The sequence below is a fragment of the Pseudomonas sp. 102515 genome (genome assembly GCF_031085165.1).
Classification (GTDB): Bacteria; Pseudomonadota; Gammaproteobacteria; order Pseudomonadales; family Pseudomonadaceae; genus Chryseomonas.
Genome location: NZ_JAVHTY010000001.1, coordinates 724,317 through 743,868, shown reverse-complemented (window position 1 = coordinate 743,868; position 19,552 = coordinate 724,317). Strand labels below are relative to the sequence as shown.

21 protein-coding genes are annotated in these 19,552 nt (G+C 66.0%); 6 read left to right on the top strand and 15 right to left on the bottom strand.

The genetic code is table 11. The features are described from left to right. Positions 1 to 226: 226 nt before the first annotated feature. The 5 genes from purB to RCF34_RS03360 all read right to left on the bottom strand — a co-directional run bounded on the left by purB (position 227) and on the right by RCF34_RS03360 (position 6,226). Positions 227 to 1,597 (bottom strand): adenylosuccinate lyase, encoded by a 1,371-nt coding sequence (gene purB / locus RCF34_RS03380; RefSeq protein WP_308706902.1) that lies wholly within the window; start codon positions 1,595 to 1,597, stop codon positions 227 to 229. 87 nt (positions 1,598 to 1,684) lie between these two features. Further along, a complete protein-coding gene (gene hflD / locus RCF34_RS03375) occupies positions 1,685 to 2,305 on the bottom strand; it encodes a high frequency lysogenization protein HflD (protein ID WP_308706901.1) in 621 nt (206 codons plus the stop codon). Further along, entirely contained in the window at positions 2,302 to 3,411 is a 1,110-nt protein-coding gene (mnmA, locus tag RCF34_RS03370; RefSeq protein WP_308706900.1) for a tRNA 2-thiouridine(34) synthase MnmA, read from the bottom strand. Before mnmA ends, hflD begins: the two co-directional genes overlap by 4 nt. A 1-nt stretch (position 3,412) precedes the next feature. Then, a complete protein-coding gene (locus RCF34_RS03365) occupies positions 3,413 to 3,865 on the bottom strand; it encodes an NUDIX hydrolase (RefSeq protein ID WP_308706899.1) in 453 nt (150 codons plus the stop codon). Between the two features lie 129 nt (positions 3,866 to 3,994). Then, positions 3,995 to 6,226 (bottom strand): NADP-dependent isocitrate dehydrogenase, encoded by a 2,232-nt coding sequence (locus RCF34_RS03360; protein WP_308706898.1) that lies wholly within the window; start codon positions 6,224 to 6,226, stop codon positions 3,995 to 3,997. 423 nt (positions 6,227 to 6,649) lie between these two features. Here RCF34_RS03360 and RCF34_RS03355 point away from each other — a divergent pair, with 423 nt between their 5' ends. Beyond that, positions 6,650 to 6,859 (top strand): hypothetical protein, encoded by a 210-nt coding sequence (locus RCF34_RS03355; protein WP_007158876.1) that lies wholly within the window; start codon positions 6,650 to 6,652, stop codon positions 6,857 to 6,859. Between the two features lie 98 nt (positions 6,860 to 6,957). Here the strand turns inward: RCF34_RS03355 and RCF34_RS03350 are convergent, their stop codons facing one another. From RCF34_RS03350 to queD, 3 genes are all read right to left on the bottom strand, one after another. Further along, positions 6,958 to 7,140: a hypothetical protein gene (locus tag RCF34_RS03350; RefSeq protein WP_308706897.1), complete on the bottom strand. Its 183-nt coding sequence runs from the start codon at positions 7,138 to 7,140 to the stop codon at positions 6,958 to 6,960. 141 nt (positions 7,141 to 7,281) lie between these two features. After that, positions 7,282 to 8,748 carry an inorganic phosphate transporter gene (locus RCF34_RS03345; RefSeq protein ID WP_308706896.1) on the bottom strand — a complete coding sequence of 489 codons (1,467 nt, stop codon included), beginning with the start codon at positions 8,746 to 8,748 and terminating at the stop codon, positions 7,282 to 7,284. Between the two features lie 82 nt (positions 8,749 to 8,830). Continuing rightward, on the bottom strand, positions 8,831 to 9,187 hold the full coding sequence (gene queD / locus RCF34_RS03340) for a 6-carboxytetrahydropterin synthase QueD (RefSeq protein WP_308706895.1): 357 nt from the start codon (positions 9,185 to 9,187) through the stop codon (positions 8,831 to 8,833). 172 nt (positions 9,188 to 9,359) lie between these two features. Here queD and RCF34_RS03335 point away from each other — a divergent pair, with 172 nt between their 5' ends. Then, positions 9,360 to 9,977 (top strand): hypothetical protein, encoded by a 618-nt coding sequence (locus RCF34_RS03335; protein ID WP_308706894.1) that lies wholly within the window; start codon positions 9,360 to 9,362, stop codon positions 9,975 to 9,977. Here RCF34_RS03335 and RCF34_RS03330 read toward each other — a convergent pair. From RCF34_RS03330 to RCF34_RS03320, 3 genes are all read right to left on the bottom strand, one after another. Beyond that, complete coding sequence (locus tag RCF34_RS03330) at positions 9,932 to 11,803, bottom strand: ABC transporter ATP-binding protein (protein WP_308706893.1); 1,872 nt, start codon at positions 11,801 to 11,803, stop codon at positions 9,932 to 9,934. The genes RCF34_RS03335 and RCF34_RS03330 overlap by 46 nt on opposite strands. Before the next feature lie 96 nt (positions 11,804 to 11,899). After that, the gene (locus tag RCF34_RS03325) at positions 11,900 to 12,454 is read right to left on the bottom strand and encodes a peptidylprolyl isomerase (protein ID WP_026083888.1); all 555 of its coding nucleotides are present in this window, start codon (positions 12,452 to 12,454) and stop codon (positions 11,900 to 11,902) included. Between the two features lie 62 nt (positions 12,455 to 12,516). Then, positions 12,517 to 13,407 carry a LysR family transcriptional regulator gene (locus RCF34_RS03320; RefSeq protein ID WP_308706892.1) on the bottom strand — a complete coding sequence of 297 codons (891 nt, stop codon included), beginning with the start codon at positions 13,405 to 13,407 and terminating at the stop codon, positions 12,517 to 12,519. Between the two features lie 172 nt (positions 13,408 to 13,579). Here RCF34_RS03320 and RCF34_RS03315 point away from each other — a divergent pair, with 172 nt between their 5' ends. The 3 genes from RCF34_RS03315 to rarD all read left to right on the top strand — a co-directional run bounded on the left by RCF34_RS03315 (position 13,580) and on the right by rarD (position 16,000). After that, positions 13,580 to 14,170 carry a DUF3060 domain-containing protein gene (locus RCF34_RS03315; protein WP_308706891.1) on the top strand — a complete coding sequence of 197 codons (591 nt, stop codon included), beginning with the start codon at positions 13,580 to 13,582 and terminating at the stop codon, positions 14,168 to 14,170. A 73-nt stretch (positions 14,171 to 14,243) separates the two neighbouring features. Continuing rightward, complete coding sequence (locus RCF34_RS03310; protein ID WP_308706890.1) at positions 14,244 to 15,095, top strand: EamA family transporter; 852 nt, start codon at positions 14,244 to 14,246, stop codon at positions 15,093 to 15,095. Beyond that, on the top strand, positions 15,092 to 16,000 hold the full coding sequence (rarD, locus tag RCF34_RS03305) for an EamA family transporter RarD (RefSeq protein ID WP_308706889.1): 909 nt from the start codon (positions 15,092 to 15,094) through the stop codon (positions 15,998 to 16,000). Before RCF34_RS03310 ends, rarD begins: the two co-directional genes overlap by 4 nt. On the opposite strand, the gene RCF34_RS03300 is transcribed toward rarD, so the two are convergent. From RCF34_RS03300 to puuE, 4 genes are read right to left on the bottom strand one after another with little or no spacing between them, the layout of a single operon-like run. Beyond that, positions 15,997 to 16,497: an ureidoglycolate lyase gene (locus tag RCF34_RS03300; RefSeq protein WP_308706888.1), complete on the bottom strand. Its 501-nt coding sequence runs from the start codon at positions 16,495 to 16,497 to the stop codon at positions 15,997 to 15,999. The genes rarD and RCF34_RS03300 overlap by 4 nt on opposite strands. Continuing rightward, entirely contained in the window at positions 16,494 to 17,501 is a 1,008-nt protein-coding gene (alc, locus tag RCF34_RS03295) for an allantoicase (RefSeq protein WP_308706887.1), read from the bottom strand. Before alc ends, RCF34_RS03300 begins: the two co-directional genes overlap by 4 nt. A gap of 23 nt (positions 17,502 to 17,524) precedes the next feature. Then, on the bottom strand, positions 17,525 to 18,037 hold the full coding sequence (gene uraD, locus RCF34_RS03290; RefSeq protein ID WP_308706886.1) for a 2-oxo-4-hydroxy-4-carboxy-5-ureidoimidazoline decarboxylase: 513 nt from the start codon (positions 18,035 to 18,037) through the stop codon (positions 17,525 to 17,527). Continuing rightward, complete coding sequence (puuE, locus tag RCF34_RS03285; RefSeq protein ID WP_308706885.1) at positions 18,034 to 18,942, bottom strand: allantoinase PuuE; 909 nt, start codon at positions 18,940 to 18,942, stop codon at positions 18,034 to 18,036. Before puuE ends, uraD begins: the two co-directional genes overlap by 4 nt. A 215-nt stretch (positions 18,943 to 19,157) precedes the next feature. Between puuE and uraH the strand changes: the two genes are divergently transcribed. Next, positions 19,158 to 19,529, top strand: coding sequence for a hydroxyisourate hydrolase (gene uraH / locus RCF34_RS03280; RefSeq protein ID WP_308706884.1), 372 nt, complete (start codon positions 19,158 to 19,160; stop codon positions 19,527 to 19,529). The last annotated feature ends 23 nt before the right edge of the window (positions 19,530 to 19,552 follow it).

Below are 19,552 nucleotides of genomic sequence, written 5' to 3'. Positions count from 1 at the left end.
TCGCGCAATGAAAAACGCCCGGCGAGGCCGGGCGTAGAAAAGTAGGCAGCCTCAGAACCTGTTTACGATCTTGCGAGCTAGAGTCAAACAAGGCGAAAAGGCCTGAGGAAGCGGACCGCGCTCGCGAACGAGTTTACGAGTGGTAAATGAGCATTCCGACCGGGCTGGCGACCCAGGGCCTTTTCAACGCCGTTTGGCCGACGCGCAGCAGATCGTGGGCAGGTGCTCAGACCCGACGGGCTTGCTCGGCGGCGTTGCCGATATAGCCGGCCGGGGTCAGCTGGCGCAGCTCGGCCTTGGCGGCCTCGGGAATTTCCAGGCCGTCGATGAAGTCCTGCAGGGCGCTGGCGCTGATGCCCTTGCCGCGGGTCAGCTCCTTGAGCTTCTCGTAGGGGTTGGCCACGCCATAGCGACGCATCACGGTCTGTACCGGCTCGGCCAGGACTTCCCAGCAAGCGTCCAGGTCTTCGGCGATGCGCGCGGCGTTGAGTTCCAGCTTGCCGATGCCCTTGAGAGTGGCTTCGTAGGCGATCACGCCGTGGGCCAGGCCGGTACCCAGGTTGCGCAGCACGGTGGAATCGGTCAGGTCGCGCTGCCAGCGGGAAATCGGCAGCTTGCTGGCCAGGTGCTGGAGGATGGCGTTGGCGATGCCCAGGTTGCCTTCGGAGTTCTCGAAGTCGATGGGGTTGACCTTGTGCGGCATGGTCGAGGAGCCGATCTCGCCGGCCACGGTCTTCTGCTTGAAGTAGCCGAGGGAGATGTAGCCCCAGATGTCCCGGTCGAAGTCGATCAGGATGGTGTTGAAGCGGGCGATGGCGTCGAACAGCTCGGCGATGTAGTCGTGCGGCTCGATCTGGGTGGTGTAGGGATTCAGGGTCAGGCCGAGGTCGTCTTCGATGAAGGTACGCGCATTGGCCTCCCAGTCGACGTCCGGGTAGGCGGACAGGTGGGCGTTATAGTTGCCCACGGCGCCGTTGATCTTGCCCAACGGGCGGATGGCGGCGATCTGCTCGATCTGGCGCTCCAGGCGATAGACCACGTTGGCCAGTTCCTTGCCCAGGCTGGTGGGGGAGGCGGGCTGCCCGTGGGTCCGCGACAGCATGGGCACGTCGGCGAAGCGATGGGCCAGCACGCGGATCTCGCCGGCGATCTGGCGCATCAGCGGCAGCAGTACCTGATCACGGCCTTCGCGCAGCATCAGGGCGTGGGACAGGTTGTTGATGTCCTCGGAGGTGCAGGCGAAGTGGATGAATTCGCTCACCGCGGCCAGTTCCGGCAGGCCCGCGACCTCTTCCTTGAGCAGGTACTCGATGGCCTTGACGTCGTGGTTGGTGGTGCGCTCGATGTCCTTGACCCGCTGCGCCTGCTCGACCCTGAAGTCGGTGGCGAGCTTGTCCAGCAGGGCATTGGCCTCGGCGGAGAAGGGTGCGACCTCGGGAATGCCCGCGTGGGCGGCCAGGCGCTGCAGCCAGCGGACCTCGACCTGGGCGCGGAAACGGATCAGGCCGAATTCGCTGAAGATGGGGCGCAGGGCGGCGGTCTTGCCGGCGTAGCGGCCGTCGATGGGCGATACGGCGGTGAGCGAGGAGAGCTGCATGGGCATTCTCTTGGTAGCGGGGGAGAAAGGGGCGGAATTCTACACGTAAAGGCCGGGGCTGTAGTACCGCCGCCGGCAAGTCCGGGATCAGCTGTTGCGCAGGGGATAGAGGTTGTCGAGCAGCTTGCGGCGATTGAGCACCAGCTGCCAGCGATGACCGCCCAGCTGCCGCCATAGACGGGCGGAGCGGATGCCGGCCAGCAGCAGGGCGCGCACCCGCGAAGCGGTGGCGGACTGCTGCAGATAACGCATCTCGCCGTGCACCTGGATGCGCTGCTTGAAGGTGCTCAGGGTGTCCTCGTAGAGGCCACCGCAGGCGGCGATGACGTTCTCGTGGGCCACCCCGAAATGTTCGACCTGGGACTGGATCTGGGTGAGGCGCCGGCCGATGAGGTCGAGCAGGTCGCCGCGCTTCTCCAGCTTGCGTTCCAGGGCGGTCATCGCCAGGGCATAGCGCAGGGGTTCGCGCTGCAGACTGTTGGGATTGCGCTCCAGGGTGCTGGAGAGGGCACCCAGGCCCTCGCGCAGGGGGGCGACGCTGCCGCCATAGACTTCCAGGGTGCTGCCCGGGTCCCGTACCAGCAGGCTGCCGAGCAGACAGGCCAGGGGTTCTTCCGTGACCTGGCCGGTACGCGCCAGCTGGTCGACCAGCAGGGCGGCCTGGAAGACGCCGCCCAGGGCGATGAGTTGTTCCTGGGTACGATTCATGCGGCGGGCGCCTCGGCACAGGCGGGCTGGTAGTGTTCGATCACGCCGCCGCCCAGGCAGACGTCGCCGTCATAGAAGACCACCGATTGGCCCGGGGTCACGGCGCGCTGGGGTTCGTCGAAGACCACCCGGTAGCCGGCGCCCCGGCGCTCGATCCGGCAGGGCTGGTCCTGCTGGCGATAGCGGACCTTGGCGGTGAGGCGGCGCGGCTGGGCGAGCTCCAGGTCATTGACCCAGAACATCTCGCCGACGGTCAGGGACTCGGCGAACAGCCAGGGGTGGGCATTGCCCTGGCCGACGATCAGCACGTTGCGCGCCAGGTCCTTGCTCAGCACGTACCAGGGGTCGTCACCGGCGTCCTTCATGCCGCCGATGCCCAGGCCCTGGCGCTGACCGATGGTGTGGTACATCAGGCCGTGGTGGCGACCGATGACCTCCCCGGTAGTGGTCTCGATGGCGCCCGGCTGCGCCGGCAGGTACTGCTTGAGGAAGTCGCTGAAGCGGCGCTCGCCGATGAAGCAGATGCCGGTGGAGTCCTTCTTGCGCGCGGTGGCCAGGCCATGCAGTTCGGCGATGGCGCGGACCTCGGGCTTTTCCAGCTCCCCCACCGGGAAGAGGGTGCGCGCCAGTTGCTCGCCGCCCACGGCGTGGAGGAAATAGCTCTGGTCCTTGTTGGCATCCAGCCCCTTGAGCAGCAGGGTCTGGCCATCGACGTCGCGACGACGCACATAGTGGCCGGTGGCGATCAGGTCGGCGCCCAGGGCCAGGGCGTAGTCGAGGAAGGCCTTGAACTTGATCTCGCGGTTGCAGAGGATGTCCGGATTCGGCGTCCGGCCGGCCTTGTATTCGGCGAGGAAGTGCTCGAAGACGTGGTCCCAGTACTCGGCGGCGAAGTTGGCCGTGTGCAACTTGATGCCGATGCGGTCGCATACCGCCTGGGCGTCGGCCAGGTCTTCCTTGGCGGTGCAGTACTCGGTGCCGTCGTCCTCGTCCCAGTTCTTCATGAACAGGCCCTCGACCTGATAGCCCTGCTCCTTGAGCAAGAGGGCCGAGACCGAGGAATCCACTCCGCCGGACATGCCGACGATGACGCGGGTGCCGTTCACTTCAAAAACCTCTCATATCTACGATCATCGACAGGGGATAGCGGTGGCCGTCCAGGTATTTCTCGATGGCGTCCAGGACCAGGGGGCTGCGCAGCCGCGCCTGTTCGGCGCGGATCTCGTCGAGCGTCAGCCACACCGCGCGGGTGATGTCGGCGTCCAGGGCGCGCCCGGGCTCGTGGGCCACGGGTCGGGCATGGAAGGCCGTGCGGTAGTAGGTGACGCCATTGGCTGGCGCCACATAGAGGCCGATGCCGATCACGCCCTGGATCTCCACCTGCCAGGCGGTTTCTTCCAGGGTCTCGCGGCGCGCGGCCTCGATCAGGCTCTCGCCCGGCTCCAGGTGCCCGGCCGGCTGGTTGAGCACCAGGCGACCCTGCTTCTCTTCTTCCACCAGCAGGAAGCGACCGGCGTCTTCCACCACGGTGGCCACGGTGACGTGGGCGTGCCAATCCATCTCGGACTCCGCTATCGGTAATCGCGCAGTATACGCCTTAAGCTTTGCCGGTCCCAAATGCAGCGAACCCCGGCCAGGGCCGGGGTTCGCTGTGATCACCCATAAAGGCGGCGGGCGCAGCCCTCAGGTTCAGCCCTTGAGCTGTTCCAGGGCGGCGTTGAGCGTGGCGCTCGGACGCATGGCCTGGCTGGTCTTGGTCTGGTCGGGATGGTAGTAGCCACCGATGTCCACGGCCTGGCCCTGGACGCCGTTCAGCTCGGCGACCACCTTGGCTTCGTCGGCGGTCAGCGACTTGGCCACCGGCTCGAACTGGGCCTTGAGCTGGGCGTCGTCGCTCTGCTCGGCCAGGGCCTGGATCCAGTACAGCGCCAGGTAGAAGTGGCTGCCGCGGTTGTCCAGCTCTCCGGCCTTGCGCGACGGCGACTTGTTGCTGTCGAGGAACTTGCCGTTGGCCTGGTCCAGGGTCTTGGCCAGGATCTTGGCCTTGGCGTTACCGGTGGTCTCGCCCAGGTGATTCAAGGATTCGGCCAGGGCCAGGAACTCGCCCAGGGAATCCCAGCGCAGGTGGTTTTCCTGCACGAACTGCTGGACGTGCTTGGGTGCGGAACCGCCGGCACCGGTCTCGAACAGGCCGCCGCCGTTCATCAGCGGGACGATGGACAGCATCTTGGCGCTGGTGCCCAGTTCCATGATGGGGAAGAGGTCGGTCAGGTAGTCACGCAGGACGTTGCCGGTCACCGAGATGGTGTCCTCGCCCTTGCGGATGCGCTCCAGGGACACGCGGGTGGCTTCCTCGGGCGCCAGGACACGGATGTCCAGGCCGTTGGTGTCGTGGTCCTTGAGGTAGCGCTCGACCTTGGCGATGACCTGGGCGTCATGGGCGCGGTTCTGGTCCAGCCAGAAGATCGCCGGGGTGCCGCTGGCACGGGCGCGGTTGACGGCGAGCTTGACCCAGTCCTGGATCGGCGCATCCTTGGTCTGGCACATGCGCCAGATGTCACCGGCCTCGACCGGATGCTCGAAGACCACCTTGCCCTGGTCGTCGGTTACGCGCACGGTGCCGTCGGTGGGAATCTGGAAGGTCTTGTCGTGGGAGCCGTATTCCTCGGCCTTCTGTGCCATCAGACCGACGTTGGGCACGCTGCCCATGGTGCTGGGATTGAAGGCGCCGTGCTGCTTGCAGTCCTCGATCACCACCTGGTAGACGCCGGCATAGCAGCGGTCGGGGATGATGGCCTTGGTGTCCTGCAGGGTGCCTTCGGCGTTCCACATCTTGCCGGAGTCACGGATCATGGCCGGCATGGAGGCGTCGACGATGACGTCGCTCGGCACGTGCAGGTTGGTGATGCCCTTGTCGGAGTTGACCATGGCCAGCGCCGGACGCTGGGCGTACTGGGCGTCGAAATCGGCCTTGATGGCGGCCTGGGTGGCTTCCGGCAGGCTGGACAGGCGGGCATAGAGGTCGCCGATGCCGTTGTTGCGATCGAAGCCGGCTTCTTTCAGGGCGGCTTCGTGCTTGGCCAGGACGTCCTTGTAGAACTCGCCGACGATGATGCCGAACATGATGGGGTCGGAGACCTTCATCATGGTGGCCTTCAGGTGCACGGAGAACAGCACGCCCTGGGCCTTGGCGTCTTCGATCTGGGTGGCGATGAAGCTCTGCAGGGCCTTGCGGCTCATGGTCGAGGCATCGACAATCTCGCCGGCCTTGACCGCGGTCTTCTCTTTCAGGACCTTGCTGCTGCCGTCCTTGCCGATCAGTTCGATCTTCAGGCTGCCGGCGTTCTCGAGGGTGGCCGAGCGCTCGCTGCCATAGAAGTCATGGGCGTCCATGTGGGCGACGTGGGACTTGGACTCGGCGCTCCAGGCACCCATGCGATGGGGGTGCTTGCGGGCGTAGTTCTTGACCGACAGCGGCGCGCGGCGGTCGGAGTTGCCTTCGCGCAAAACCGGGTTCACGGCGCTGCCCTTGACCTTGTCGTAGCGCGCCTTGACGTCCTTTTCCTTGTCGTCCTTGGGCTCGTCCGGATAGTCCGGCAGGGCGTAACCCTGGCCCTGCAGTTCCTTGATCGCGGCCTTGAGCTGCGGCACCGAGGCGCTGATGTTGGGCAGCTTGATGATGTTGGCTTCGGGAGTGGTGGCCAGTTCGCCGAGTTCGGCGAGGTGGTCGGAGATGCGCTGCTCTTCCTTCAGGTACTCGGGGAAGAGGGCGATGATGCGGCCGGCAAGGGAGATGTCACGGGTTTCGAGGGCGACGCCGGAGGAGGCGGTGATGGCCTCGACGATGGGTAGCAGCGAATAGGTCGCCAGGGCGGGCGCTTCGTCGGTCAGGGTGTAGATGATCTTCGACGTGGTGGACATGTCTTGCTTTAACTCCTCTTTATCACAGCTGTGGCGCGAAGCCGGGCGAGCGAGGATCGACCCTTGAGTCGATAGACGCCCCAAGAAGGCGTTATCGGGCCGCGCGACAGGCGCGGCGGCGATGGACGTGCGATGCGACAAAGCGTCGCTGCGGAAATTGCGGGGTCGGCCGATACAGCCAGCGGAACCGGCAGGGCCTGCAGCGACCCGTCAGTCGGCGGAGTATACCAGCGCGGCGCCTGGCGTGCATTCGCACCGCCGTGGCCTGGCTGTGGGGAAATGTTGCGGGCGCGCTCGGTCCGGCAGAAGCGAACGGCTGTATCGAGGATTCAGGTCAAGAGGCTTGACCATTCGACGGCTGGCGCTGCACGGCAGTTGCTTAAGGGACTAAACTATTGCCCCTCTTAATTCGATGAGGTCGTTATGAAAACCAAGGACAACGCGTCCAAGAGTCGTTCCTGGGCTATCGTCGGGCTGGAAACGCTCGTCATCGTCGCCCTGTCGCTGTACGTCGCCTTTGGCGCCGGGCTGTTCATCAAGCACCACTGCTGGGACACCCTGACCCCGCAGCAGCAAGACCAGATCCTCGAGCAGATGAGCCGCAGCGCTCAGGAAAATACCCTGCTCACCTGATTCGCTTCCGTTCGAATCCCTTCCCTTCAAACAATAAGAATCCTTCTTTTTCCCTCGCACTGCCCAAGTGTCTGGGTGGCCTCGTCACGTCCGCAGCGCTAGCAGGCCAGATGTTTGCCTGGACTCGCGGGGGAGGTGGGCGTTGCCGTGGGCAGCACCCGGGGCGCGGACGTCGCCACGGGTCTGGCGCGTCGTGCCAGGCGCAGCATGGCCCAGAGTATGGCCAGCGCCAGGGCCAGCCAGCCAAGTACCAGGAGAAGGATATAGGTCGCAGGAGTCATGGACGTTCACCGTACGGCTGTCTCGGAAAGGTGTCTCTGCTGGGACACATTTCACTAGACTCGTCAATAGCTATCCTGTTCAGGCTTTCCCGACGAGGGGTCCGACCGGGCGCCGCTGGCGCGGAGCCCGGTCGGTACGGGTCACAGGAACAGGTGCGCCAGCCAGAACAGGCCGGCGGAAAGGGCCATGGAGGCCGGCAGGGTCAGGACCCAGGCCATGAGGATGTTGCGCACCGTGCTGCCCTGCAGGCCGCTGCGGTTGGCGACCATGGTGCCGGCCACGCCTGAGGACAGCACATGGGTGGTGGAGACGGGCAGCGCGAAGACGTTGGCCATGCCGATGGCGGCCACGGCCGTCACCTGGGCGCTGACGCCCTGGGCATAGGTCATGCCCTGGCGGCCGATCTTCTCGCCTACGGTGAGCACCACGCGGCGCCAGCCGACCATGGTGCCGATGCCCAGGGCCAGGGCGACCGCGATGATGACCCAGAAGGGCGCGTATTCGGTGGTGCTGGTGAGGTCCTTGCGCAGGCGGCTGAGGTCGTCACGATCACGCGCGGTCAGCACCGGCAGCTTGCTCACCTTCTTGGCGGTGTCGTCCAGGCACAGCAGGTAGCGGCGCACCTGCTGGCGATGGTCGTCGCTCATGGCGCGGTAGTCGGTGATGCCTTCCAGGTCGGCCAGCAGCGCCTGCAGGGTCGGCACGGTCATGTGCGGGGCGCAGCGGAATTCCTGGGGCAGGTCGCGATTACCGGGCACTTCAGCGAGGAAGTCCTTGAGGTTGTCACCCTGGCGCTCATAGAACTGGCCCAGGTGGATGGCGGCGTCGCGGGTGCGCTCGATCTGGTAGGTGGTGCTGTCCAGGTCCAGCACGAACTTGGCCGGGACGATGCCGATCAGCACCAGCATGATCAGGCCGATGCCTTTCTGGCCGTCGTTGGAGCCATGCACGAAGCTCATGCCCATGGCCGAGAGGACCAGCATCAGGCGGTTCCAGAACGGTGGGTGCTTCTTGGCATCCAGTTCGCGGCGCTGTTCCGGGGTCTTGTGCATCTTCGACAGCGGCCGCCAGCGCTTGAGGGCGAGCAGCAGCAGACCGGCGACGGCGAAGCCGGCCAGCGGCGAGAAGATCAGCGACAGGCCGATGTCGATCGCCTTCTGCCAGTTCACGCCCTCGCTCATCGGGATGCCGGTCAGCAGGGCGTTGGTCACGCCGACGCCGAGGATGGAGCCGATCAGGGTGTGGGAGCTGGAGGCGGGGATACCGAAGTACCAGGTGCCCAGGTTCCAGGTGATGGCCGCGGCGAGCAGCGAAAACACCATGGCCAGACCGTGGCCGGTGTTGACGTTGATCAGCAGTTCGACCGGTAGCAGGTGGACGATGGCGTAGGCGACACCGACACCGCCGAGCAGCACACCGAGGAAATTGAAGATGCCGGAGAAGAACACCGCGAGGTGCGGCGGCATCGCCTTGGTGTAGATCACCGTGGCGACGGCGTTGGCGGTGTCGTGAAAGCCGTTGATGAATTCAAAAGCCAGCACAAAGGCCAGGGCCAGGACGAGGCTGATGGCGACCCAGGCGTGGAGTCCGCTGAAAAGTTCGAACATGGGGATACGTCGACAGTTGGCAGGCGCGAATTATGGCAGAAAAATGACTGCCGCCATCGCCACCTTGAATGGGAGGGGCGAATTAGTCGCCGCGGTAGATGCAGCCGCAGGTGCAGGTCTCATGGACGCGAACCTGGCTGAGCTCGGGCAGCAGGGGCTTGAGCTGTTGCCAAATCCAGCGGGCGAGCACTTCGCTGGTGGGGTTCTCGAGGCCCGGGATGTCGTTCAGATAGTGGTGATCGAGACGCTCGTACAGGGGTTTGAAGACGGCCTTGATGTCGGCGAAATCCCGGACCCAGCCGGTATGAGGGTCGATGACACCCTCGATGTGCAGGCCTACCTTGAAGGAATGCCCATGGAGGCGACCGCACTTGTGCCCGGCCGGAACGTTGGGCAGGAAGTGTGCGGCTTCGAAAACGAATTCTTTGAAAATTTCCACGATAACCACTCGCGTTGGGCCACGGTGTGTGGCGGCTGCGGGGCGGCAGTCTATCAGCTCGACAGCGGCTTGCCGAACCTCCGGCTTCAGGCGCCGGGGCAGGCGGAATTCCGATTTGCCTTCGTCGGCGGGCTTAGGCAGTCTCCCGGTCTTTGTCTGGACGAGATTCCCTATGCGCAGCAGCAATTCCCGTACCTTCTGGGTACTTCTTGGCCTGGCCGCCGTCTTCGGTCTCGTCGGTCTGATCGGCAATCAGCTGGGATGGGAGCGTGTGGAGATCGGCTACCGGACGGTACCTTCGCCCAGCGGCCTGGACATCGGCGTGGCGGGGCAGGTCATCACCGGCTTGCCGTCGCTGTGCATCGCCCTGGCGCTGGTCACGGTGGTGACGGCGCTGATCATTCGCGGTGGCCGCCGCTTCCGTTCGCGGCTGCCCTTACCGGTGACGGCGGGCATTCTCTGGGTGCTGCTGGCGGGCCTGCTGGTGCTCTTCTATCCCAGCACCCTGGCGTTCCAGTGGGAGAATCATCGCAGCGCCGCGGATATCGACTTCTATGTGCTGCAGGAGCGCAAGGGGCCGTTCCAGGGTACGGCGCAGAAGAGCCAGCGCCTCAGTTACTACCAGGACTGCGGCAAGACCGGGCAGGCCGCCTGCCCGGTGTTCGAGTGCGTGGTGGAGAAGCGCAGCTGGCTGGGTGGCCTGCAGAAGATCGAAGGCTTCTACCCGGGCCTGGACCAGCAGCGTCAGCTGGAGCTGCTGCGTACCCGCTGCCTGCTCGGCACGCCATGACCGACGAAGCCGCCGGTCTGGTGGCGCCATAGGCGGGCATAGAGGCCGTTGTAGGCGATCAGCTCGTCGTGGGAGCCCATCTCGACGATCTGGCCGCGCTCCATGACCACCAGGCGATCCATGCGCGAGATGGTCGACAGGCGGTGGGCGATGGCGATCACCGTCTTGCCTTCCATCAGGGTTTCCAGGCTTTCCTGGATCGCCGCTTCCACCTCGGAGTCGAGGGCGGAGGTGGCTTCGTCCAGCAGCAGGATCGGCGCGTCCTTGAGCAGGGTGCGGGCGATGGCGATGCGCTGGCGCTGGCCGCCGGAGAGCTTGACGCCGCGTTCGCCCACCTGGGCGTCCAGGCCGGTACGGCCATGGGCGTCGGTGATACGGGCGATGAAGTCGTCGGCCTTGGCCTTGCGCAGGGCGGCGTGCAGCTCTTCATCGGTGGCTTCGGGACGGCCGTAGAGCAGGTTCTCGCGGATCGAGCGGTGCAGCAGGGAGGTGTCCTGGGTGACCACGCCGATCTGGCATCTCAGGCTTTCCTGGGTGACGTGGGCGATGTCCTGGCCGTCGACCAGGATGCGACCGCCTTCCAGGTCGTAGAGGCGCAGGAGCACGTTGATCAGCGTCGACTTGCCGGCGCCCGAGGGGCCGACCAGGCCGATCTTCTCGCCCGGGGCGACGTCGAGGGTCAGGCCTTCGATGATGCCGGCACCCTTGCCGTAGTGGAAGGCGATGTCCTCGAACAGCACCGCGCCGCGGGTCACCTGCAACGGCTTGGCGTCCTCGGCGTCGCCGACCTGGCGCGGCTTGGCGATGGTGCTCATGCCGTCCTGCACCATGCCGATGTTCTCGAAGATGCCGTTGACCACCCACATGATCCAGCCGGACATGCTGTTGATGCGAATCACCAGGCCGGTGGCCAGGGCGATGGCCCCTACGGAGATGACGCCCTGGTGCCAGAGCCAGAGGGCGAGGCCCGTGGTGCCGGCGATGAGGAAGCCGCTGAGGATGGCGATGGTCACGCCCATGGCGGTGATCAGACGGGCCGCGCGCTCGGCCTTTTCGGTCTGCTCTTCCATGGCCTGGCGGGCGTATTGCTCTTCCTGGGCCGAGTGGGAGAACAGCTTGAGGGTGGAAATGTTGGTGTAGCCGTCGACGATGCGCCCGGAGAGCTGCGAGCGGGCTTCGGAGGCGATGGCCGAACGCTCCTTGGTCTGGGGCACGAAATACCAGAGGGCGATGACGTAGCCGATGATCCAGAGAATCAGCGGGACCATCAGCCACACATCGGCCTGGGCGAACAGGATCAGCGAGGTGACGGCGAAGATCAGCACGTGCCAGATGGCGTCCACCGCCTGCACCGCCGAGTCGCGCAGGGAGACACCGGTCTGCATGATGCGGCTGGAGATGCGTCCGGCGAAGTCGCTATGGAAGAAGCCCAGGCTCTGCTTGAGTACGTAGCGATGGTTCTGCCAGCGGATCAGCGTGGTGAGGCTGGGGGTGATGGTCTGGTGCACCAGCAGGTCGTGCAGGCTGATGACCAGGGGCCGGATGACCAGGGTGACCACCGCCATCCAGATCAGGGTGCCGCCATGTTCCCGGAAGAACACCGTGCTGTTGGGCGCGCTGCCGGCCAGGTCGACGATCTGGCCGATGAAGTTGAACAGGGCGACCTCGACGAGGGCGCCGATGAGGCCCACCGCCAGCAGCAGGGCGAAGGCCGGCCAGGCTTGCTTGAGGAAGTGGAGATAAAAGGCGCCGACGCCAGTGGGCGGCATTTCGTCGGGGGCTTCCCGAAACGCATCGATGATGCGTTCGAAGCGGCGAAAGATCATGCGGGGTCCTTGTGAGGGGGAGACGGCGCGTCTCGCACTGGGGCCTCGCCTGGTTACCGGACGACCGCCAGCGGATCGTCCGGCAGGACGGGTCGGCTACAGCCGTTTGGCAGCGAGAATCATCACCGGTTCACGGGGAATGTCGCGCAGCATGCCCTGGCGGGTGGTCTGGACCCCGGCGATCTGGTCGACGACTTCCATGCCGCGCACGACCTTGCCGAACACCGCGTAGCCGAAATCGCGCGAGCCATGGTCGAGGAAGGCATTGTTCTCGACGTTGATGAAGAACTGACTGGTGGCGGAGTTGACGTCCGAGGTCCGCGCCATGGCCAGGGTGCCACGCAGGTTCTTCAGGCCGTTGTCGGCTTCGTTCTTGATCGGCGCCTTGGTGCGCTTTTCCTGCATGTCGCGGGTGTAGCCACCGCCCTGGATCATGAAGCCGGGGATGACGCGGTGGAACAGGGTGCCCTTGTAGAAGCCGCTGTCGACGTAGCCCAGGAAGTTCTCGGTGCTGACCGGTGCCTTGGCCGCATCCAGCTCGACCTCGATGTCACCCTTGTTGGTGCTGATGAGCACGTGCGGATTGTCCGCGGCCCAGGCGGTGGAGGCGACGAACAGGGCGCAGGCGGCAAGCAGGGCTTTGAACATGATGGATCCTTGAGTGGCGGAGACGACTGGCGAACGATAGCAACCCGGCTGGCACCCTGCCACGGTCAGCGTGGCAGGGCATGCTTGCGCAGCAGGTTCATGAGGATCTGCGACGCCGGGCCCAGCTCGTGCTGGCGGGTCTTGTAGAGCTGGAAGGGATGGAAGCGCTGGGCGCCCTGTTCCAGCGGCAGTGGCTTGAGCAGGCCGGCGTCGAGATCGGTCTGGATGGCGTCCCGCGGCAGCCAGGCGAAGCCCAGGCCGTCGCGCAGGAAGGTGGCGGCGGTGCTGATGCTGCCCACTGTCCAGCGCTGTTCGGCGGCCAGCCAGCCGGCATCCCGTGGCTGGGCGCGGCCGCTGTCGCGGATGACGATCTGCAGCTGCTCTTCCAGATCGGCGGTCACCAGGGTGCGCTGCAACAGATGCAGCGGATGCTCGGGATGAGCGACGGCGACGAATTCCACGTTGCCCAGGGAAGCGCCCAGATGGGCGGTGATCACCAGGCCGGTGATCGCCAGGTCCGCCGAGCCGTCGAGCAGGGCTTCTTCCACCCCGGACAGGACCTCTTCGCGCAGGCGTATGCGGCAGCCACGACTCTGCGGCATGAATTCGCGCAGGGAGAGCAGCAGCGGACGGGTCGGGTAGGCGGCGTCCACCACCAGCCGCACCTCCGATTCCCAGCCCTGTTCCATGTGGTAGGCCAGTTCCTCCAGCTGGCTAGCCTGCTGCACCAGGCGGCGCGAGCGGCGCAGGAGCACGGCACCGGCATCGGTCAGTACGGCGCGGCGGCCCTCCAGGCGCAACAGGGGTACGCCGAGCTGCTCCTGCATGCGGGCGACGGTATAGCTGACCGACGATTGGGAGCGATGCAGCACCTCGGCGGCCTGGGCGTAGCCGCCGTGGTCCACCACCGCCTGCAGGGTTCGCCACTGATCGAGGGAAACGCGAGGAGTCTTCATCGAGCACTCTGGGGCCACGAAAGGGCGCATGTTAGTGCCTAGGGGGACAATGGCAAAACGCGGCGTCCATCACGGCATGGAAAAATCTCGCACGCCGGGTCAAATGTCTCGCCGGCGCCGCCCTCCAACGCAGCCGATGAGTTTCCCACTCTAGGCAAGACAAGGAGTCTCCATGTCGTCATTCAAGGCGTTGCTGGGTTGCTGTCTGGTCATCGCGCCGCTGCTGGTCCAGGCCGAGGAATCCCTCGCGGCGGCCGCCGAGCCCATCGAAATCGAAGGCATGAACATCAGTCGGACCCTCGACTGCGAGGGGCGGGACGTGTCCCTGTCCGGCGAGGGCAATACCCTGACGTTGAAGGGCCAGTGCGGCGAGGTGACCGTCTACGGCAGCCATCATCGACTGGTGCTCGACAGCGCCCGGGCGCTGACCATCCATGGCCTGGGCAGCGTGACCATGGTCAGGGGCGCGGTGACCAGCCTGAGCATCGGCGGTGGCTACCAGCAGGTGCAGGCCAATGTGCGTGGCAGCGACGGGTGGGCCAAGGTCGATGCCTACGGCTACGGCGCCAAGGCGCGCCTGACTCTGCTCAGCCAGGCCGACATCGCCGTGGGCGGCTCCAATCAGCAGGTCTACTGGTCGCGGGCCGCGGGCGTGGCCGAACCCAAGACCCTGGTCTCGGGCGCCGACAATGTGCTGCAGGCCAATCAGTCGGTAGCGGCGCTCACCGGCGGCGACCCCTCGGGCCTCAACGCCACCCGCTAGCCAGCGACGAGCCGGGGTTTCCCTCCGGCGGCGGGCACGTTAAGGTCGCGCACCTTTTTCGTGCGTCGCCGCCATGCCTTATCTCCTGCTCGTCACCCTCATCTGGGCGTTTTCCTTCAGCCTGATCGGCGAGTACCTCGCCGGTCGGGTCGACAGCGATTTCGCCGTGCTGGCCCGCGTGGCCATCGCCTTCGTGCTGTTCCTGCCGTTCACCCGCTGGCGCGGGGTGCCGGGACGCTTCGCCCTGGGGCTGATGGCGGCGGGCGCCCTGCAATTCGGCATCACCTATCTGTGCCTGTACCGCAGCTTCGCGGTGTTGACGGTACCCGAGGTGCTGCTGTTCACCGTGCTCACGCCCATCTACGTGACCCTGCTGGACGACGCCTGGCAGCGGCGCTTTCGCCTCTGGTCGCTGCTGGCGGCCGTGGTGGCGGTGGGCGGCGCGGCGCTGATCCGCTTCCAGCCGCTGACCGGCGACTACCTGCTCGGCTTCCTCCTGCTGCAGGTGGCCAACCTGACCTTCGCCGCTGGCCAGGTGCTGTGCAAGCACCTGGGACAGGCCTATGCCGGGCAGGGCGCCCTGCATCGCTACTTCGGACTGTTCTTTCTCGGCGCCCTGCTGGTGGCGGCGCTGTCCTTTCTGCTGTTCGGCAATCCGGCGCGGCTGCCGAGTGGCACCTTGCAGTGGGGCCTACTGGTCTGGATGGGCGTCTTCGCCACGGCGCTCGGCCTTTACTGGTGGACCCTGGGCTCGCTGCGGGTCAATGGCGGCACCCTGGCGATCATGAACGAGGCCCATGTGCCGGCCGGTCTGCTGGTCAGCCTGCTGGTCTGGCAGCACCCGGCCGATCTGCCTAGGCTGTCGCTGGGCGGCGGGATCATCCTCTTGTCATTGTTTATCAATCGTCTGGGGCGCCCGTCATGAATGTGCTGTCCGGCAAGGGCCTGGGCCTTTCGGTGCTGTCGTCGGTGCTGTTCGCGCTGATGCCGGTGTACTTCGCCTGGCTGGCGCCGCTGGATGGCCTGCAGGTCGTCGCCCTGCGGGTGGTCTGGTCGTTGCCGATGGTGCTGCTGCTGGTGGTGGTGCTGCGGGAGGGCAGGGCCCTGTGGGCCACGCTCAAGCGCCTGGTGCGCGAGCCCCGGCTGTGCCTGGCGATTCCGGCGGCGGCGCTGCTGATGGGCATCCAGTGGTGGGTGTTCGTCTGGGCGACCATGAATGGCGAGGCCATGGCCATGTCGCTGGGCTACTTCCTGCTGCCCCTGGCCATCGTGCTGACCGGCCGGCTGGTCTATGGCGAGCGCCTGCGGCCGCTGCAGCGGGTAGCGGTGGTCTGCGCGCTCCTGGGGGTGGTCAACGAGGTCTGGGTGACCGGGGCGCTGTCCTGGGTCAGCCTGTTGCCGGTGGTGGGCTACCCCCCGTATTTCGTCCTGCGCCGCTGGATGGCGGTGGATGCGCTGTCGGGCTTCGTCCTGGAGATGTGCTGCCTGCTGCCCTTCGCACTGCTCGCCCTGCACTGGTTCTCGCCCGGCGCCATCCTGCAGCAGACGCCCTGGCTCTGGGCGCTCCTGCCGGGCCTGGGCCTGCTCAGTGCCATCGCCTTCGCCGCCATGCTGGCATCGAGTCGCATGCTGCCGTTGAGTCTGTTCGGCATCCTCAGCTATGTGGAGCCGGCGCTGCTGGTGTTCGTCGCCCTCTATGTGCTCGGTGAGCAACTGCCGGACGGGGCGATCTGGACCTATGGTCCCATCTGGCTGGCGGTGGCCTGGGTCTGCCTGGACAGTGCGCGCCTGCTGCGCAAGCAACTCAGGCGCGCCCCGGTTGCGCCCTAGAGCGCCAGTACCGGGCATTCCTGCGCGGCGAAAAAGAACTCGTCGCAGTTGGGCAGGGTGCCGGCGCGATCGACGATGAGGAATTCATCCTCGTCGCGCAGAGCCAGCACCGGGTGGTGCCAGACCCCGGCGTGGTAGTTGATGCCCTGCTGGCCATCGGCGCGAAAGACGCGGATGGCGCCGGCATCCGGCTCCGCCGCGGGTGGTGCCACCACCACCAGGAAGGGCTCGCCGCGCAGCGGCACGAAGGCCTGGCTGCCGTGGGGATGGCGTTCGAGCATGGCGATGGTCAGTGGATAGTCCAGCCGCCGGGCGCGAAAGATGCTGATGATCGCCGCGCCGTCCGCCGGCCCCGTCTCGACCCGGGCCAGGGCATGGTATCTCCGCGTCGAGCCGTTGTTGATGGGATACCAGTCCCGGCCTGCCGTCTCGATGACCTCCCCGAAGGGCGCGAAGCCCTCGGCGGTCAGCGGCTCGATGCGCAGTGGCCGGCTCATGCCTGGCCCCGTGCCACCTTGCCGAACAGTCGCAGCCGGCTGACACCGCCGTCCGGGAAGATATTCAGGCGCACATGGGTGATGGGCCCTAGATCGCGCACCTGCTCGCGGAAGCGGTGTTCCTGGTGCATCTGCAGCTTTTGCGGTGGCAGCAGCTCCTTCCAGAAGAGGCTCTGGGTCTCGATCTGGCCATCGGTACCGCCGCGGACGAAGGCGCCCTGGATCTGGCAGCTGTCCGGGTAGTTGCCCTTGAAGTGCAGGGTGTCCACCAGGATTTCCTCGACGAGGCCGGCATGGCCCAGGGCGACGATCACCCAGTCGTTGCCGGGGGTGCGGCGGCGAGCGGTTTCCCAGCCATCGGCCATGCTGGCGGCGCGACCCGGGTTGAGGATGTTGCTCATGCGGCCATAGTGCTCGTCGTTGCAGGCCAGGGCGCGACCGCCATTGAGGGCGGCGGCCAGGTCCAGCACCTCGTCCTCGGCCTGGGCCGACCAGTCGCGATGGGGGATGCCGTAGACCCGCAGGCGAGCCACGCCGCCATCGGGGTAGATGTTCAGGCGCAGGTGGGTCCAGGGGCGGTCATCGGCGATGGCATGGTAGTGATGGCTATTGCCCTGCATCTCGATGGCCGGCAGGACCTCGGTCCAGGCGGCATCGGCGGCCGGGTCGCCCTCGGCGCAGAAGCAGGCTTCCAGGGAGGCGGAGGGCGGATAGTTGCCGGTGAACCAGCGGGTGTCGATGTCCACGCCCTTGAGCGAGCCAGGCACGCCCAGGCGGATCACCGCGTGGTCGTAGCCTTCGAAACGCTTGCGCCGCGATTCCCAGCCGTCCATCCACTTGCCGTTGTCGTCGTAGACGCCTTCCTTCCACTCCGGCTCATGGGGCTGGAGCATGCGATCGGCGGCGGCGAACCAGTCATCGGTGACGCTGATGACGCGGGTGCCGAGACGGGCGTCGGCGAGGTTGAGGTACTTCTCGAAGGGCGCGGCGTAGGTGCGTTTCATGGGGTGCTCTTGTCGGGGAAGGGTCAGAGGGTCTGCAGGCGGAAGAGGGCGATGCGGTCGATCTCGGCCAGGGCGCGCTGGAATTCCTGCTCCGGGCTGTTAGGCAGGCGCTCTTCGAAAGCCGCCAGGATCAGGTGCCGATTGCTGCCCTTCACCGCCATGATGAAGGGGAAGCCGAATTTGGCGCGGTAAGCCTCGTTATGGCGGGTGAAGCGCTCGAGCTCGTCCGGGGTGCATTGATCGAGGCCGGCACCGGCCTGTTCGCCACTGCTGGCGGCGGTCAGCTCGCCGGCCAGGGCGGCACGGCCGGCGAGATCCGGATGCGCCTGGATCAGCGCCAGCTGTTCGGCCCGGCTGGCCCGGGCGACCTGGGCAGCCAGGCGCTGGTGCAGGGCCTCGACGCTGTCCGGCAGCGGCTGGCCCTCGGCGAAGGCGCGCTCGGCGACCCAGGCGGAATGCTCGTAGATGCCGCCAAAGGTCGCGACGAAGGCGGCGTGCTCCAGCTGGCTGGGGGTGACGCTCTGGAAGGCGCTCATGCCGGTGGATGCTCCCTGTGCCAGTGACGGGCGATGTCCACCCGGCGGGCGAACCAGACGCGCTCATGGCTCTGGGCGTATTCGAGGAAGCGCTTGAGGCCCACCAGGCGACCGGGGCGGCCGATCAGCCGGCAGTGCAGGCCGATGGAAAGCATCTTGGGTGCGCTGGCGCCTTCCGCGTAGAGGGTGTCGAAGGCGTCCTTGAGGTACTGGAAGAATTGCTCGGCGGTATGGAAGCCCTGGACCTGGGTGAATCTCATGTCATTGGTGTCGAGGGTGTAGGGGATCACCAGGTGCGGCTTGCCGGTCGGGTTGTTGGGTTCCCAGTAGGGCAGGTCGTCGTCGTAGGTGTCGCTGTCGTAAAGGAAGCCGCCTTCCTCCATCACCAGGCGCCGGGTGTTGGGACCGGTCCGCCCGGTGTACCAGCCCAGCGGACGCTCGCCGGTCAACTCGGTGAGGATCTGGATGGCGCGCCGCAGGTGGGCGCGCTCCTCGGCTTCGTCCATGTACTGGTAGTCGATCCAGCGATAGCCGTGACTGCAGATCTCGTGGCCGGCCTGGACCATGGCGCGGATGACCTCGGGGTGGCGCTCGGCGGCCATGGCCACGGCAAAGACGGTCAGAGGTACCTGGTGCCTGGCGAACAATTCCAGGATGCGCCAGACGCCGGCGCGACTGCCGTATTCGTAGAGCGACTCCATGGACATGTTGCGTACGCCCTGCAGGGGCTGGGCGGCCACCATCTCGGAGAGGAAGGCTTCGGACTCCTTGTCGCCATGCAGGATGTTGCGTTCGCCACCTTCTTCATAGTTGAGCACGAAGGACAGGGCGATGCGGGCATCTCCCGGCCAGCGCGGGTGGGGCGGCTGGGCACCGTAGCCGATGAGATCACGGGGATAGGTCATGGGAAGGGCATCCTGGCAGTCGAGATGTTTTGTATACAATGTTTGGAGACCTTTGCCGAGTCCCAGCAAGAATCCTGCCTAACTGGTCTGACCGGTCTGAAGGCTTCGGACGCACCGCAGGGGGAAATCCCTCGGCGAGGGGCGAAAGCGGGGCTGTATACAATCGTCGGGTGGAAAACTGCTAGGCTGGGGCATCCCCTTGCAGGAGTTCTCCCATGTCCGTTTCATCCCCTGGTGGTTACCTGACGACCCACGTGCTGGATACCGCCGGCGGTTGCCCGGGCGCGGATATCCCCGTGCGCCTGTACCGGCTGGATTCCGGGGTGCGACGGGCCCTGGGTGAGACGAGAACCAATGCCGATGGCCGCAGCGATAAGCCGCTATTGCAGGGCGACGTCTTTATGGCGGGGATCTACGAATTGGAGTTCGACGTGGGCGACTACTACCGGCGGCGGGAGGTGGCGCTGGAGGAACCGGCGTTTCTCGACACGGTGGTACTGCGCTTCGGCATCGCCGATGAGGTGGCGCATTACCACGTGCCATTGCTGGTCTCGCCCTACAGCTATTCGACCTATCGCGGCAGTTAGGGCAGCTTGCTCCGCAGGGGTGC

Bases quoted from the DNA above. Each gene is read 5' to 3' on its own strand.
- purB (WP_308706902.1), bottom strand. From the start codon at position 1,597: ATGCAGCTCTCCTCGCTCACCGCCGTATCGCCCATCGACGGCCGCTAC.
- hflD (WP_308706901.1), bottom strand. From the start codon at position 2,305: ATGAATCGTACCCAGGAACAACTCATCGCCCTGGGCGGCGTCTTCCAG.
- RCF34_RS03365 (WP_308706899.1), bottom strand. From the start codon at position 3,865: ATGGATTGGCACGCCCACGTCACCGTGGCCACCGTGGTGGAAGACGCC.
- RCF34_RS03360 (WP_308706898.1), bottom strand. From the start codon at position 6,226: ATGTCCACCACGTCGAAGATCATCTACACCCTGACCGACGAAGCGCCC.
- RCF34_RS03355 (WP_007158876.1), top strand. From the start codon at position 6,650: ATGAAAACCAAGGACAACGCGTCCAAGAGTCGTTCCTGGGCTATCGTC.
- RCF34_RS03350 (WP_308706897.1), bottom strand. From the start codon at position 7,140: ATGACTCCTGCGACCTATATCCTTCTCCTGGTACTTGGCTGGCTGGCC.
- RCF34_RS03345 (WP_308706896.1), bottom strand. From the start codon at position 8,748: ATGTTCGAACTTTTCAGCGGACTCCACGCCTGGGTCGCCATCAGCCTC.
- RCF34_RS03335 (WP_308706894.1), top strand. From the start codon at position 9,360: ATGCGCAGCAGCAATTCCCGTACCTTCTGGGTACTTCTTGGCCTGGCC.
- RCF34_RS03330 (WP_308706893.1), bottom strand. From the start codon at position 11,803: ATGATCTTTCGCCGCTTCGAACGCATCATCGATGCGTTTCGGGAAGCC.
- RCF34_RS03320 (WP_308706892.1), bottom strand. From the start codon at position 13,407: ATGAAGACTCCTCGCGTTTCCCTCGATCAGTGGCGAACCCTGCAGGCG.
- RCF34_RS03315 (WP_308706891.1), top strand. From the start codon at position 13,580: ATGTCGTCATTCAAGGCGTTGCTGGGTTGCTGTCTGGTCATCGCGCCG.
- RCF34_RS03310 (WP_308706890.1), top strand. From the start codon at position 14,244: ATGCCTTATCTCCTGCTCGTCACCCTCATCTGGGCGTTTTCCTTCAGC.
- rarD (WP_308706889.1), top strand. From the start codon at position 15,092: ATGAATGTGCTGTCCGGCAAGGGCCTGGGCCTTTCGGTGCTGTCGTCG.
- RCF34_RS03300 (WP_308706888.1), bottom strand. From the start codon at position 16,497: ATGAGCCGGCCACTGCGCATCGAGCCGCTGACCGCCGAGGGCTTCGCG.
- alc (WP_308706887.1), bottom strand. From the start codon at position 17,501: ATGAAACGCACCTACGCCGCGCCCTTCGAGAAGTACCTCAACCTCGCC.
- uraD (WP_308706886.1), bottom strand. From the start codon at position 18,037: ATGAGCGCCTTCCAGAGCGTCACCCCCAGCCAGCTGGAGCACGCCGCC.
- puuE (WP_308706885.1), bottom strand. From the start codon at position 18,942: ATGACCTATCCCCGTGATCTCATCGGCTACGGTGCCCAGCCGCCCCAC.
- uraH (WP_308706884.1), top strand. From the start codon at position 19,158: ATGTCCGTTTCATCCCCTGGTGGTTACCTGACGACCCACGTGCTGGAT.